Origin of the sequence: Pseudoalteromonas sp. Scap25 (assembly GCF_013394125.1) — a bacterium.
In the GTDB taxonomy this organism is placed as follows: domain Bacteria; phylum Pseudomonadota; class Gammaproteobacteria; order Enterobacterales; family Alteromonadaceae; genus Pseudoalteromonas.
The window spans coordinates 168,747-182,260 of sequence record NZ_CP041328.1 but is presented as its reverse complement, the minus strand read 5'-3'; the positions used below and the strand labels follow the sequence as shown (position 1 = coordinate 182,260).

Annotated in this window: 9 protein-coding genes and 1 pseudogene; 6 read left to right on the top strand and 4 right to left on the bottom strand. The window is 40.6% G+C overall.

What is annotated here, in order from left to right; genetic code table 11:
• Window positions 1–3 precede the first annotated feature (3 nt).
• The gene (locus FLM54_RS16315; RefSeq protein ID WP_178956968.1) at window positions 4–2,430 is read right to left on the bottom strand and encodes a YbcC family protein; all 2,427 of its coding nucleotides are present in this window, start codon (window positions 2,428–2,430) and stop codon (window positions 4–6) included.
• Window positions 2,427–3,995 carry an NADH-quinone oxidoreductase subunit L gene (locus FLM54_RS16310; protein ID WP_178956967.1) on the bottom strand — a complete coding sequence of 523 codons (1,569 nt, stop codon included), beginning with the start codon at window positions 3,993–3,995 and terminating at the stop codon, window positions 2,427–2,429. The genes FLM54_RS16315 and FLM54_RS16310 overlap by 4 nt, the downstream gene beginning before the upstream one ends.
• Window positions 3,996–4,091: 96 nt before the next feature.
• Here FLM54_RS16310 and FLM54_RS16305 point away from each other — a divergent pair, with 96 nt between their 5' ends.
• The 3 genes from FLM54_RS16305 (at window position 4,092) to FLM54_RS16295 (ending at window position 7,566) form a co-directional block, all read left to right on the top strand.
• Window positions 4,092–4,970, top strand: a complete 879-nt coding sequence (locus FLM54_RS16305; RefSeq protein ID WP_138621673.1) for a LysR family transcriptional regulator — start codon at window positions 4,092–4,094, stop codon at window positions 4,968–4,970.
• A gap of 120 nt (window positions 4,971–5,090) precedes the next feature.
• Complete coding sequence (locus FLM54_RS16300; RefSeq protein ID WP_178956966.1) at window positions 5,091–7,046, top strand: hypothetical protein; 1,956 nt, start codon at window positions 5,091–5,093, stop codon at window positions 7,044–7,046.
• Between the two features lie 61 nt (window positions 7,047–7,107).
• Complete coding sequence (locus tag FLM54_RS16295; protein ID WP_138605787.1) at window positions 7,108–7,566, top strand: TlpA family protein disulfide reductase; 459 nt, start codon at window positions 7,108–7,110, stop codon at window positions 7,564–7,566.
• Between the two features lie 40 nt (window positions 7,567–7,606).
• Here the strand turns inward: FLM54_RS16295 and FLM54_RS16290 are convergent, their stop codons facing one another.
• On the bottom strand, window positions 7,607–8,917 hold the full coding sequence (locus tag FLM54_RS16290) for a DASH family cryptochrome (protein WP_178956965.1): 1,311 nt from the start codon (window positions 8,915–8,917) through the stop codon (window positions 7,607–7,609).
• 130 nt (window positions 8,918–9,047) lie between these two features.
• Window positions 9,048–10,775, bottom strand: a complete 1,728-nt coding sequence (locus FLM54_RS16285; protein WP_178956964.1) for a DUF885 family protein — start codon at window positions 10,773–10,775, stop codon at window positions 9,048–9,050.
• A gap of 436 nt (window positions 10,776–11,211) precedes the next feature.
• Between FLM54_RS16285 and FLM54_RS16280 the strand changes: the two are divergent.
• The 3 genes and pseudogenes from FLM54_RS16280 (at window position 11,212) to FLM54_RS16270 (ending at window position 13,326) form a co-directional block, all read left to right on the top strand.
• Window positions 11,212–11,723: pseudogene (locus FLM54_RS16280) on the top strand (zf-TFIIB domain-containing protein).
• 99 nt (window positions 11,724–11,822) lie between these two features.
• On the top strand, window positions 11,823–12,581 hold the full coding sequence (locus FLM54_RS16275) for a hypothetical protein (protein ID WP_178956963.1): 759 nt from the start codon (window positions 11,823–11,825) through the stop codon (window positions 12,579–12,581).
• On the top strand, window positions 12,568–13,326 hold the full coding sequence (locus FLM54_RS16270) for a hypothetical protein (protein ID WP_178956962.1): 759 nt from the start codon (window positions 12,568–12,570) through the stop codon (window positions 13,324–13,326). The genes FLM54_RS16275 and FLM54_RS16270 overlap by 14 nt, the downstream gene beginning before the upstream one ends.
• Window positions 13,327–13,514 lie beyond the last annotated feature (188 nt).

The window sequence follows — 13,514 nt, the reverse complement described above, 5'->3', positions numbered from 1 at the left end:
TGATCATGCTCGCTCTGTGGAGGGGGCAACTGTAGTGAAGTACCCGTTTTCAAAGCGCTCTAAGGTGTTGTCATCGCCCCAACGAATGAGTGTTAGCCAATGGTTATCAATTAGTTCCTTCACCATCGTATGCTTGTTATAAATTGCTGCGATTGCTGATTGTGGCGCAGCAATATATACATTGAGGCGAATAGGTTCGTGCATCCATTTATCGCCATTGTGTAGCGATTGTATGGCCAAGCCTATGCGCAGGTCGCCGCCATTACCTTCAAATAAGCCTATGTTACCGCCCACCGCATTATGAAGTATTTTATTACCACTGCCGTATTTGTGATTGTCGTTAACCGAGGCATTATATTGGCTATTGATCCAATGGGTGACTATCATAGGCGCAGTCATAATAAGCTCTAATATTGCAAAGTCGTTATCGCTTTCCCAATCATAATCGTGTAAAAAACAGCGCCCCTGTAAGTTAATACTTCGCGTCCATGAGCGCGGCGCGACAATAAAGGCGGCATTATTTGCAAGTCCCCATTCAGGCCGCACCTGCGACCAATCGCGGGCGCGTTGATGATAAGCGTGATTAATTTCATCCGCTGATTTATCAATCAGCTTTGGCTCTATATTAACTAAGCGTTCGCGCTGAGCTGTTTGTGTTGCCACACTGAGCCATTTTTTTAGATTATCATCCAGTTGAGCATCATAGGTGGTGATCACATCTGTGGTTGTATTATGAATGGCTGCAATAAACTGGGTGTTTTCTGACAGTGTGAGTCCCCGAGTTTTAAGCGCTTGACGTACTTGAATATCGTTAAGTAGGCTTGCGAGCACTCGCACATTCACTTCACCACTTTGCCCGCCACAGGCGCCGCAATCTAGGCCAGCACTGTGTAAGTTATTGGTTGTATGGCTAGCATGACCCACTAACATCACCTGTGGTGCCAACGCTTTTATACCTAAAGTAGTAAGCACTTTTTGGGCTAAATCGGTTTTGTCTTTTAGGGTCAGTTGCTGCTGGTTTTGTGTTAATTGCCAGTCAGTTGGGGTGCACTTTTTAGCATCGCCTTTAGATAAAAAGGTATTTTTTATTAGTTTAAATGCGTATAGCCAACCTGATGACTCAACCATAGAAAACGATGAAGGGGCCGATTTTGACCAGCTTTGCCATGTGGCACTATTTTGGCGTGATGCTTCAAGTGTCGCGTCTTTGTGAGTTTGCGTGGCATGTATAGCCGGTTTAAGTAGCCCAGGGAGCTGTGGGCGAGTAATAGCACTGCCATTTTCTTGATATTCCAGAGGTAAACCAAAAAAACCAGCAAAGCCAAAAGTTTCAATATGTTGACTTTGAGACTCTAGCGCACGGCGAATCACTTCCGAGCGAACATCAATACAAAACACCGCTTGTAATTGAGCGTTTTTCACGGGGGCTTTAGTCGCGGTTTGCAGCGCATCATTAAGTGGATATTGAAAACTTAGTTCTAGCGCTTTTGCCCACACCCATAATGGTTTTTGTGCTAGTTTATGTGCATGTAAGCGCTCAACGACAAGCGCTTTTTCTTGTTGCCACTGACTTTGTAGTTGTTTAAATGTAGCACTATCGTGATTGGCTAGGTACTGCCAAATCACTAAGTCCCATGCCATGCGCATGGCCAGAAGTTGCTTCATCTCATTTGTTGGCGTGTCGTAAAGCTGACCTTGAAATCGCAGATACGCAAGCCAAGATGCCCAACCGTTAATATCTAAAAGCAATGAGTGAGCGTATAACTCTAACGAATCATTATCTATGTTAAGCGTTTTAAGGGTCAGTGCAATCAGTTCATCTGCGGATGTGGGTAATCGCTTAAAATAGCCATTTAAATGCCGTTCATCCATAACAATGCTAATGCCTTTATCCGCTTGAATAACAGTTAGCCAATGGCGATATAATTCAGATGGGGCTTGAGTATCATTACGATGCAGCATGGGACCGAGTTGTTGATAATGCGCAGCACAAAACTGACTTAACTGATGAGTAATTTCATCATGCCAAGCCATTTTATGCTTATTACGTTGCTGGTCGAGTAAATCAGCAATGTTGTGCCAGTCTACTAATGGCACATCAATCTTAAGCGCTTGTAATAGTTGCTCTTTATTAAAGTCACTATTAAGTAGCGTTGCGGCATCGGCTAAGTGTTTGTCGGTAATCATGCTGGTGTTATATTTTTGCAGATAAAAATCTTTAGGCATTAGCATGTTGGCATTACATAAGGTATCCAGTCGTGCGCTTACATCTTCAATTGGCATATGGCGCATTTCCCAAAATGGGTTAACTGCAATCATCTGATCTAACGGCCAGTTTGGTGCTATGTAACCGCATACTTTATCAAGTAGGCTCTTTTGACTGTCGCTTAGCGAGAGTGCTCTATTATCTGAAGGCGTTAGAGTGCTCATTTTGATTCCTCAATAGTGATCCCAACGGCATGATTTTTTAAATCAGTGTGGCCATTATTAGGCAAATTTATCGGCCATATTTTTAGTGTTAATCGTGTAAACCACTCATCTAAATACAAGCCTGCAAATAATAAAGTAGACAGTGATTTAACCTGAGGGCGCCAAGATTGATAGCGCAAACAGTAGCTTGCTATCATTAGGGTTAAAATAAGGGCTATTACCCAACTGTCGGCCAGGCTAAATGCAGGTTCGCGCCACTGCTCAAGGGGAAGTGCAAACGCAAAGATATTTTTAGCCGCTACATAGCTAAAGACCACTAATAGTGCAATTAACAGTTTTTTACTGCGTGTTTTAGCCGTAGCTGTACCATGCTGATTTGCAAGCAAAATGGTTAACGCTGATGCTAAAAGCAACCAAATACTTACCGCTCCCTGATAAGAGCTGATAAACCATGCTGCACCAACGATTATTATTGAAATAAGCGCACCGGCTAACCAGTCAAAGCATACTGGTGATTGTTTTGGCATATGGCGACGGATCAGATCTTCATTTACGCCGTTACCTGAGTTTAAAAATGCGAAAGCTTTATAAGTTGAGTGGGTAACAAGGTGAAGTAAAGCCAGCTCAAATAACCCCAGCGCACACTCTACCAGCATTAACCCCATTTGCGCACTGGTAGACCAGGCAAGCCGAACTTTAACGCTTATTCGAGTGGTCATTATTAATGCGCTGATCACCGTAGTTAAACCTGCAACAATTAAAATTAACCATTGGGCTGCGCTAGCTTGAATAAACAAAGGAGCAAATAAAATTAATAAAAAGCCACCTAAATTAATGACTCCCGCATGTAATAACGCGCTCACCGGTGTCGGTACTTCAACCACTTTAATTAGCCAACCGTGTATTGGAAGTTGAGCACATTTTATTAAGGCTGCACAGGCAATTAAAAAAGCGGCAACTTGCTCTGCAAAAGACAGTGGTTGTGTGGTGGTGTGATAAAAGGCGGTTATATCACTTATGTACAGGCTATTGTGAGTGAACCACAAAATACCAAATGCAATTAGTAATAAGGATTCGGCAACACGTGCCACAATAAATTTTTTATGGGCGGCAAGCACCGCTCGTGGGCGCTCAGGGTAAAACATTAAAAGTTTATGCAGTGCTAAACTTATCGCCACCCAACCTAGCCAAAATAGCGCTAAGTGGTTGCTCATAACCACAACTAATACGGCTGTGATGGTTAGTAATAGCCATCGCCAAAAGTAGTTTACGCGTGGCTCACCTTGCATATAGTGCCTACAAAAGCGAATCAATATCAGCGTGATAAATAATATAAGCCCCAGCATAATAATTCGGGTCATGGTCAGCGATAAGAAACTGAGTAAATCAAAAGCATAAATTTGATGAAGCGTAATAGCTGTTATAAATGCAAGGCTATTAAACATCATTACTTTAAACAGTACATGACCATTTGAAGCGCGCGATCGTTGGCCAATTAACCAGGCTGCTATAAATGTGCTTAAAGGCATTATTAGCATTAACAACGAAATAATATACTCACTCATTAAGTGCTCCTTATTTAGTGAGCAAAGTATGGCAAACTAGATAACTAAATAAAAATAGATATAATGTATGTAAACGTTCTATAAAAGAGAACAATAATGAGCCGTTTAAATTATCATCATTTATATTATTTTTGGTCGGTTGCTCGCATTGGTAACTTAACCCAAGCGGCGAAAGAGCTGCATTTGTCGCAGTCAGCGCTCTCTACGCAAATAAAACAATTAGAACACACCATTAATATTGAGTTATTTGAACGTAAAGGCCGCACACTCGCATTAACCGATATGGGAAAGCGGGTGCAAATGTACGCCAACGATATATTCACCAAAGGGGAAGAACTGTCTTCTTTTATTCATAAAGGGGTGATTTCGCAAACCCAGCATTTATCAATCGGAGTGCTCAATACGCTCTCTCGTAACTTTATCGAAGAGTTTATTAATCCCTTAATGAGCAATGACGAAGTACGCTTTTCGCTGACTGCAGGGCGTATGGATGGGCTGTTAAATGGCTTGGCAGAACACGAACTGGATTTAGTTTTAACTAATAAACCCATCGGGCTTGAGCACTACGATCAGCTTTGGCAAAGTCAGTTGGTATCTCGTCAGCCATTAGCTATAGTGGGTCCAGCTGATAAAAAAATACGTGGCCAATTTCCAACAGGTTACACGGATGCACAGTGGGTGTTACCCGCTAAAACTTCTGCTATTAGAGACTCATTTAATGCTTTGTGTGCTCGTTGGCAGTATCAGCCAAAAATAAAAGCAGAGGCTGATGATATGGCTATGCTGCGATTACTTGCCCGTGATAGTGGTGCGTTATCGGTATTGCCATCAGTTGTAGTAAAGGATGAAATAGAACAAGGCCTACTAGTTGAATATCAGCGTTTACCCGATGCGTTTGAGCACTTCTATGCCATTACCGCGCAGCGCAAGTTTGTACCAGACATATTAAAGTCGCTGCTTGCCAAAACCTGCTAATTACTTTTAAAGTATGTTTTTTGCGTAAATACTTTATTTTTAAATAATAAAAAAATAATTAAAGCTTTTAATTCGTTGGCCGATACCGTATTTATATTGTACTGCAGATTAAGGATAATCATGGTTAATAAACTACAAGGCAATTATGCTAACTTAAATGCGTTGCTTGCCCAATCGGTCAATAATTCAAACCAAACCAGTATGCCCACAGGTTTGCAATCGCGTGCTCACTTAGCGCCAAGTTCGGCAACAATCACTGATGAAATGCTTAGTCAGTTTAGTGACCAACAAGTCGATGAAATACTTAATCAGCAATTATCCTCGTTACTCACGATTTCCAGCGCACCCAGTGGCTCAAATTATAAGCTCTCTAGTGAAGAGGTTGCACTACGTACGGTAATAAGCTCTCAGCAAGAGGGCTTATTAAAAAACGAACGTAGCGATCAGTTAATTGAGCGCTTAAATTCTTCGGTAAAAAATATCCAAGGTGCTTATGCCAACACTAGCGATATTTTATCAAACTTGGGGCAACTGGGATTTAATCAAAAAACATTTTTAGCATCTAGCCAACAGCGTGTTGAGCGCTCACTTAATCCTTTCATGGAAAGCTTTAATCGCGAGCGATTTGAAGACGATGATAACTATGGGTTTGAGCTTTCGGTAAAAACCAAAGAAGGTGATGTTATCAATATCGCCTTTCATTCTGCGCAAGGTTATGATGAGGAAACAGGCGAAACCACTGACGAATTTAGCATAAGTTATGAAGTAGATGGCGACTTATCTGAGACTGAACACCAAGCATTAACGCAAGTACTTTCTGGTGTTGGTGAAATGGCGGATGAATTTTTTAAGGCTAAACAAAGCGCTTACAGCCGTTACGTACCCGCAAACCAAGCTGATTTAGATTTAAGCTTTCTAAGCAATTTTGATAACAAAGAACTTTCGGGTTTTGATTTGTACTTTTCAACGTCAGAGGGAAATACTGGTGATGCTGATGGAGCGCTCCTTGGAATAGATAATGAGCTTAATTTAAGTTATACCCTTGATGAGGATTCTGAGCAGCAAATACTGGAGTTTGAATCGGTAAACGGACAAAACAATATTGATTTTTCGCTTGATATGTCAACCATTGGCGCTCAAGACAAAAGCCAAATGCAACAATACATAAAAGCGCTCGATAAAAGCTTAGAAGATAGCCAGCTCAATAGCTCTGAGAAAAGTACACGTTCGGCGTTTGGCCAAAAAAGTGATGAAGTAATGAAACAAGGGTTGGCTGTATTTAAAAGTGCGTTTAGTAGTATGTCATCAGCCGCTGAGCGCTACAGTGAAATTGAGTCGGTTGCTACAAAGCAGTTTACTAATGGACGCGAGCTTGTCGCTAATTTAGTTGACAACATGATCACCAAAGATCCACGCTACCAAGGACTAGGAAGTAGTAATAAAAATTCCTTAGGCGATGGTATTTCTAAGTTAGCTGATTTTGATGCAAAATTCTCTTTTGCAATGGATCAGGGGGATTACATAGCAACAAGCACCACAAAGCTGAGTCAAAATACAGAACACAAAAAATCAGCAGGGTTAACTGGGGTTACTCAAGATAAAACGGCGAGCACGCGTTTTAATTATGAAGAAGGTAACCGCTCTGACATCCCTCCTGATTATTATGATAAACAAGAAAATTACACTATTGGTACCGCTGTAAAAAATAACGAATTGGTTGCCCTTGATCAGGCTCATGAGGTGGATGTAGATAAAAAAGTTTATCAGTTTAATCCCGAAATATCTCAATACAAGCTAAAAAAAGAATTGAAAGAAACCACCACCAGTGAGAGTAATATTCGTCTTATTAATGATATTTGGCTCGAGAAAAATGAAGATAGTCATAGTATGGATGAAAGAAAACGACTCAGTGGTGTGGGGGCGTCGAACGAGTTTAAAACAACGTCGAGTTATTCACATACGCAATTAGTAACGTTAATCGGTGACTTAGATAAATTAGAACAAAACAAAGAAGCCAAACGTGAGTACTTAGCCGTTTTATCACAAGTGGATGATTTTATGGATAAAAGCAAGTAACTTTTATTTACTTAAGCTCGATTGTGGGTATAGTAACTAAAACACTATTTAAGTATAAGATATGTTTAAACAATTAATTTTACTTTTAATGTTGAGTTTACCACTGGCAGTGAATGCAACGCTCAAACCACACTCGGACGCTATGACTGCTAAGCGTTTATTAAGCGAGCACGATAAATTTGCTAAGCAATACCAAACATTTTCGCCCACACCGCAAGACGTTGTATTGATGCAAAAATTAGCAGGTAAAGAGGTGCTAGTGCTTTTAGGTACGTGGTGTCATGACAGTGCCCGTGAAGTCCCCCGATTAATAAAGTTACTCGATGAGTCTAAGGTTAAACTTTCGAAAATAACCTTTGTTACAGTCGGTTATGACAAACGTGATGAGGCAGGTATTGCCCTGGCGCATGACTTACAATATACCCCCACTTTTATTATTAAGCATAACGGGGTTGAAGTTAACCGCGTAGTAGAAAAACCCAGCGGCACTCTCGCCCAAGATTTAACCTTGGGCTTATAACGAGAGTCAGCTAGCCAGTATTATGTTTGAGGTTATGTTATTACACTGGCCAATCAGCGGCGTCTAAGTCATCTAATTGTGTATCGCAGTGCTCATTTCCTTGCCACTTAGCAATGTATTCACCGTGCGGATCATATTGCTGGGTTTGTTTTTGCAAATTAAAGTGACGTCCGCCGCGCGGATCGACCCCAACTCCAGCAATATATTGCCAATTACCCCAATTCGACGCCACATCGTAATCGATTAACTGTTGCTCAAAGTAAGCCGCACCATAGCGCCAGTCTAGTTGTAGTTCGTTTACTAAACAACTAGCAACGATTTGTCTTGAGCGATTGCTAATAAAGCCTGTTGCATTTAGCTCTTTCATAATGGCATTAACTAACGGGTAAGGTGTACTGCCTTGGCACCATTTAGCAAAACGATTCGGGCTAAACGTGGTAAGTGGCGAGCTTTGTTTCTTACCTTTAAAGGTAAATAACTGATGCTTAACATTAATTGCATGCCACTTGAAATACTCACGCCAGAGCAATTCAAACTTGATCCAGTAAGTTGACTCGTTCGCTCCATACTGCGCTTCATAAGCATCTACTGCACAAAAAATTTGCTTGGCACTAATACAGCCAAAAGCCAGCCAGCTACTAAATTTTGTAGAGTTATCAAAGCCATCCAGCTCATTACGAGTGATTTTATAGCTACTCGGTAGTGGGGATGAAAAATAGTTGAGGCAGTGCTCAAGCGCAGCCTGATGCCCACCAAGTAATTGTGTATTCCCTGTTGCTGGCTTTTCTATCGGTTGTTTTGCGCAAAGTATAATAGGTGGAGGCAATCTTGCTGCTGAAAATGTATGTGTGGTTAAACTAATTTCTGCCGCTTCGATCTTTTTTCTAAAAGGTGTAAAGCCGGTTGGTAAATTAGCTAGTTCAAAGGGCAGTTGCTGTTGTTGATATAAAGTATCTTGCATCACAGATTTAAATACCACAGTCGTGCATTTTGACTTAAGAGCACTAATTTGGCGCTGTTCATATACACCTATTTGCTGGCTATATACAACTTCGTCAATGCTAAGCTCATTAATACGCTGTGTTAATACCTTTACCGGATCGCCTTCTAAAATATGTAAAGTTTGGCCAAGCTCTAAAACAAACTCCTGAAGCTGATAAAGGCTTTGCATTAAAAAGCGTTGTTTGTGGACACCATAGGGTTTTTGTTGATAGTTATTGCTTTTAAACCAAGCAGGGTTAATCACAAAGACCAGGTCCAACTTACATTGTTGTTGTGATAAATCATTGAGTATGGGGTTGTCGTCAATGCGCAAATCATTTTGCAGCCAATACAGAATACGTTTTTTCATACTTATGCTCTGGTTTTTAAAATCATTTATTTTACGAAGCAAAAGCGAGCAGGGATTAGTTTTGAGGTGTTTAATAGAGCTTTAAAAAGAGGCGATAACAATACCGCCTCTTACTCGTTTCCGTTGTATCTTAGATAGCTAATTTTTGCTGTGCTATCCAGTCGTTAATTACATCTTCAAGTACCGCCATAGGAAGTGAACCTTGACCAATAACGGTGTCGTGAAAGCTGCGTATATCAAATTGTGCGCCTAGTTCTTTTTCGGCTTTTGCACGCAGTTCGCGTATTTTAATTTCGCCCATTTTGTATGAAAGCGCTTGGCCTGGCCATGAAATATAGCGGTCTATTTGATCTTCCACGGCGCTTTGTGGCAAGGCGGTATGATCAGCCAAATAATCAATCGCCTTTTGGCGGCTCCAGCCAAAGGCATGAATGCCGGTATCAACCACTAAGCGCACTGCGCGCCACATTTCGTAGCCTAAACGACCAAAGTCACTGTATGGACTTTGGTAAAAGCCCGCTTCTTTACCTAAACGCTCTGTATAAAGTGCCCAGCCCTCGCCAAATGCTGAGTGACTCAGTGTGCGTCTAAATTCAGGAACGTCTAACTCCATTGCAATGGCGTTTTGTAAATGATGCCCAGGAATAGCTTCGTGCAGGCTAAGTGCTTCTAAATTATATAAAGGCTGCAATTTAGGTGTTGAGGCTAAAAAGTAAGTGCCAGGTGAGCGGTTATCTGGCGGTGGCATATAAAACGCACCACGACTCGCTGAGCCTTTTATAGTAAAGGTGTTACGCGGTAAATGGCCAAAGTAAGTGGGGAGTTTGCCATACATTTTTTGCGTTATAAAAGCGGTTTTTTCTAATAAATCTTGGGCGTCTTTTGCGTAAAATTGCTCATCGGTTGCTAAAAATTTTAAAAAGTCGCTGTAGCTGCCTTCAAAACCAACGTTATCAATAATGGCTTGCATTTGTGCTTTAATGCGCGCCACTTCTTTTAGACCAAGTTCATGAATTTGTTTAGGTGTAGCGTTAGTGGTGGTGTAGTAATTAACCGTGTACTTGTAATAATCAAGGCCACCTTTAATACTTGCAATACCCGGCTGCGATCTACAGTGCGGCATATATTCGTTTTCAAAAAAGTCGTAAAAGTGCTCGTAAGCAGGCACAACTTTTGAGGCAATTATTGTTTTAGCTTTATTTTGGTAAGTTTCTTTTTGCGCTGCGTTAAATGTATTAGGGATGCGGGTAAATGGCTCATATAAGGCGCTATTCTCAGGTTGTTTAACTATATGAGCGTTAATGCTTTGGCCATAATTTTTAAACGTTTCGCAGTAATGTGTAAAACCGGTTTGAATGCCTTGTTTCATTAAATTAATGTTTTGCTGATTAAAACGAGGGTAGTCACTAAGGCTAACTAAAAATGCATCGTAATCCTCGGCAGTTAAAAAGGCCATGTTAGCTGGCGCTTCTGCAAAGTAAGTATGCCAGCCACTTAAAAAATTAACCGGAAAATACTTATCTTGATAAAGGTAGCTTTGCTGCTCTGTTTCTCGCTCATATTTAAATAAGCGGTAGTTCATTAGCTGCTCGCTATTGAGTGTTTTTGGGTCAATGCTGGCTAAGCTTTTTAATACGCTGTTGTTATAAGCTTGGCGCTTAGCAATGGCTTGCTCACTCCAATTTGGCAATGTGCCGTTTGGTTTCCAACCGTCTGGATCGGTTCTAAAAAATATTTTTTCTGCTTTGGCGTTTTGCCAATGGTTATCAATAATGGTTGTTAAGTCGCTGTTACTGTCGGCTAAGCTTGGCAGCGAGGTGGCTGCTAAGGCAATAGCTAAGATTGTTTTTTTTAGCATGTTGAATTTCACTTTTTAAAATTTTAATTATTACTTATGCGCGCTGATCTTATGATAATAACAAGTTCACTCAATTAATGCGTTGGTTTTTAACAACAGCCTAGCTTATTGTTTTACTGGTGTTTAAAATGAAAAAAGCAAAACATACTTTAGTAGCCATGTTTAATATCGCAATTTCGCTAATCGAACAGGTGAATAGCCAACACCCATATATTTATTGAGCATTTCATGCTTAGCCTTGCAGGTTCAAAACCTGATTATGATGAAGAAAAATGGATTGGGATTATTCGCCACACGTGACAAAAAATGTCAGATAATACACATGAGTTTGTATTGGCAGGTCATACTACATTGCTACCACCATTAATTGGCCTGATACACAAAGCATTAGAATAACTATTTAACTTTACGTATTAAAATAAAAAGGATTTTGAAAATGTTGTGCCCTCGCACGAATACACCATTGGAGTCTATATTAGTTGACGGTATCACTGTTTATACATCGTCGTTAGGAGGCGTTTTTTTCGATAACAGCCAAATTTTTAAATTTAGCTCGCCAGAGTTAAAACATGGTCAGGTTTTACTTAAGTATTTAAGTATTTAAGTAATTATGCCGAAGGTGAGAGTGAAGTCGCAATGCGAGTGAATTGCCCTAAATGCCCAAGCATAGTGATGATGCGCAGGTATTTTTCACCGCTAAAAGCAGTTGAAATAGATGAATGCCCAAGCTGTGCGGGAATATGGCTTGATAGTGGCGAATTAAGCAAAATACATGAAAACCATTTAACACCCAAAGAACGAAAACTGCTAGCCCACGAAATGGCCACCAATCATGGGTTTATAACTATTAAAACGCCAAAATCGAAATATTATCCTAAAGCGCCTAAAAACCTTCAAGGCACCACAGTTGAACGGCTGGTGCAATTGGCAGTACTCAACTTTGAGTAATAAATTAGTCTCGTTCGCTACGTTAATTTTTAATTCGCAAGTGTTGCCAATTAAAGTATGACTTGCAAGAACAAATTTTAAAACCAAGGAAGGCTGAATATGAAGGATTATAAGCGTAAAACCGCACTGCAATTTTACTGTGTGCTACTGGCGTGTGTTTTGACAACAAGTTGCACTACGGTATTCGATAAAGCGCATGGTTATCGTGGGCCCATTGTTGTGACGATTGAAACAGAAGATGGCTCAGTGCCAGAGTATCCTTTTTTGATAGAGTCCGTGTATACAGAGTCATGTGGTCATAGTAGTTGTGGCATAGACTCAGGTTATAGATACTTTAAAACTGCCTATGCTAATAAGCCAATTACCTTCCCACGGGATCGTGTGGATTTATTACAACCCAATGCCTATGCAACAATTCTTTTTAAGGTTACCCATCCTAATTATCATTACAATGTATTTACGCGAGGCTTTGCGCCCACCGATGCTGATGATCCCATACATATCACGTTTACCGTTAAGCCGTTTGCTGAACAAATGAATAAAGTAGCTGGGTGGGCCGAGCAAGGCAAAGTGATGATGCAGAACGCGGCACCAGATAGTAATGAGCATTTCAATGGAAAAATGCAGCTTTGGCAAGAGCGCTTTAATTTAGGAAAGACGATTAAAAGGCACATTACGGTGATCAAAACTATGTACTTACCCCATTTTTCAAAACGTATGCAACAACGGGTGATTGAAAAGTATCAACCGATTTTTCGAGCCTGGTACTACGGCGTACCTGAAACGGATTGTTGGGATATGGTTGACTGTAGAAAGCAAATTTTAAAACCAAGGAAGGCTGAGTATGAAGGACTATAAGCGTAAAACTGCACTGCAATTTTACTGTGTGCTACTGGCGTGTGTTTTGACAACAAGTTGCACTACGGTATTCGATAAAGCGCATGGTTATCGTGGGCCCATTGTTGTGACGATTGAAACAGAGGATGGCTCAGTGCCAGAATTCCCTTTTTTGATAAAGTCGGCCTATTCAGAGTCGTGTGGTCATAGTAGTTGTGGTATTGACTTTGGTTATAAATATTTTAAAACGGCCTATGCTAATGAGCCAATTACCTTCCCACGGGAGCGTTTGGATTTATTACAGCCCAACGCCTATGCATCGATTGAGTTTACTGTTACTCATCCTAATTATCACCACCGCGGATTTCCGCGAGGCTTTGCGCCCACCGATGCTGATGACCCTATTCATGTCACGTTTACCGTTAAGCCGTTTACTGAACAAATGGAAAAAGTAGCTGGCTGGGCGACTGGCCCTAAGCAAGACATGCAAAACTTTACACCTGATAGCAGGGAATATAAAAAAGCAGACATTCGGTATCGCCAAGCGCGTTTTAATTTAGGAGATATGATTAAAAGGCACATTACGGTGATCAAAACTTTTTACTTACCTCATTTCTCACAAAGTATGCAGCAACGGGTGATTGAAAAGTATCAACCGATTTTTAGAGCCTGGTATTACGGCGTACCTGAAACGGATTGTTGGAGTATGGTTAAATGTAGAAAGCAAATTTTAAAACCAAGGGAAGCTGAATATGAAGGATTATAAGCGTACTTGTCTGTAATAATACTTAATTAATTTACTGGATAAAATCAGATGCTAACCGCATTAAGAGTTTTTATCTGCGACGGTATGGATGCAGGAGCAAATGCCGAGAAAAATTAAATAACCTGAACTGTGGATAATAAACCTATCTCAACCAAAGTTCAGCTTAAATAAGAAAATCGTGCCATGTT

Excerpts from the sequence above, each read along its gene's own strand:
- FLM54_RS16315 (WP_178956968.1), bottom strand. The coding sequence starts at position 2,430 with ATGAGCACTCTAACGCCTTCAGATAATAGAGCACTCTCGCTAAGCGAC.
- FLM54_RS16310 (WP_178956967.1), bottom strand. The coding sequence starts at position 3,995 with ATGAGTGAGTATATTATTTCGTTGTTAATGCTAATAATGCCTTTAAGC.
- FLM54_RS16305 (WP_138621673.1), top strand. The coding sequence starts at position 4,092 with ATGAGCCGTTTAAATTATCATCATTTATATTATTTTTGGTCGGTTGCT.
- FLM54_RS16300 (WP_178956966.1), top strand. The coding sequence starts at position 5,091 with ATGGTTAATAAACTACAAGGCAATTATGCTAACTTAAATGCGTTGCTT.
- FLM54_RS16295 (WP_138605787.1), top strand. The coding sequence starts at position 7,108 with ATGTTTAAACAATTAATTTTACTTTTAATGTTGAGTTTACCACTGGCA.
- FLM54_RS16290 (WP_178956965.1), bottom strand. The coding sequence starts at position 8,917 with ATGAAAAAACGTATTCTGTATTGGCTGCAAAATGATTTGCGCATTGAC.
- FLM54_RS16285 (WP_178956964.1), bottom strand. The coding sequence starts at position 10,775 with ATGCTAAAAAAAACAATCTTAGCTATTGCCTTAGCAGCCACCTCGCTG.
- FLM54_RS16275 (WP_178956963.1), top strand. The coding sequence starts at position 11,823 with ATGAAGGATTATAAGCGTAAAACCGCACTGCAATTTTACTGTGTGCTA.
- FLM54_RS16270 (WP_178956962.1), top strand. The coding sequence starts at position 12,568 with ATGAAGGACTATAAGCGTAAAACTGCACTGCAATTTTACTGTGTGCTA.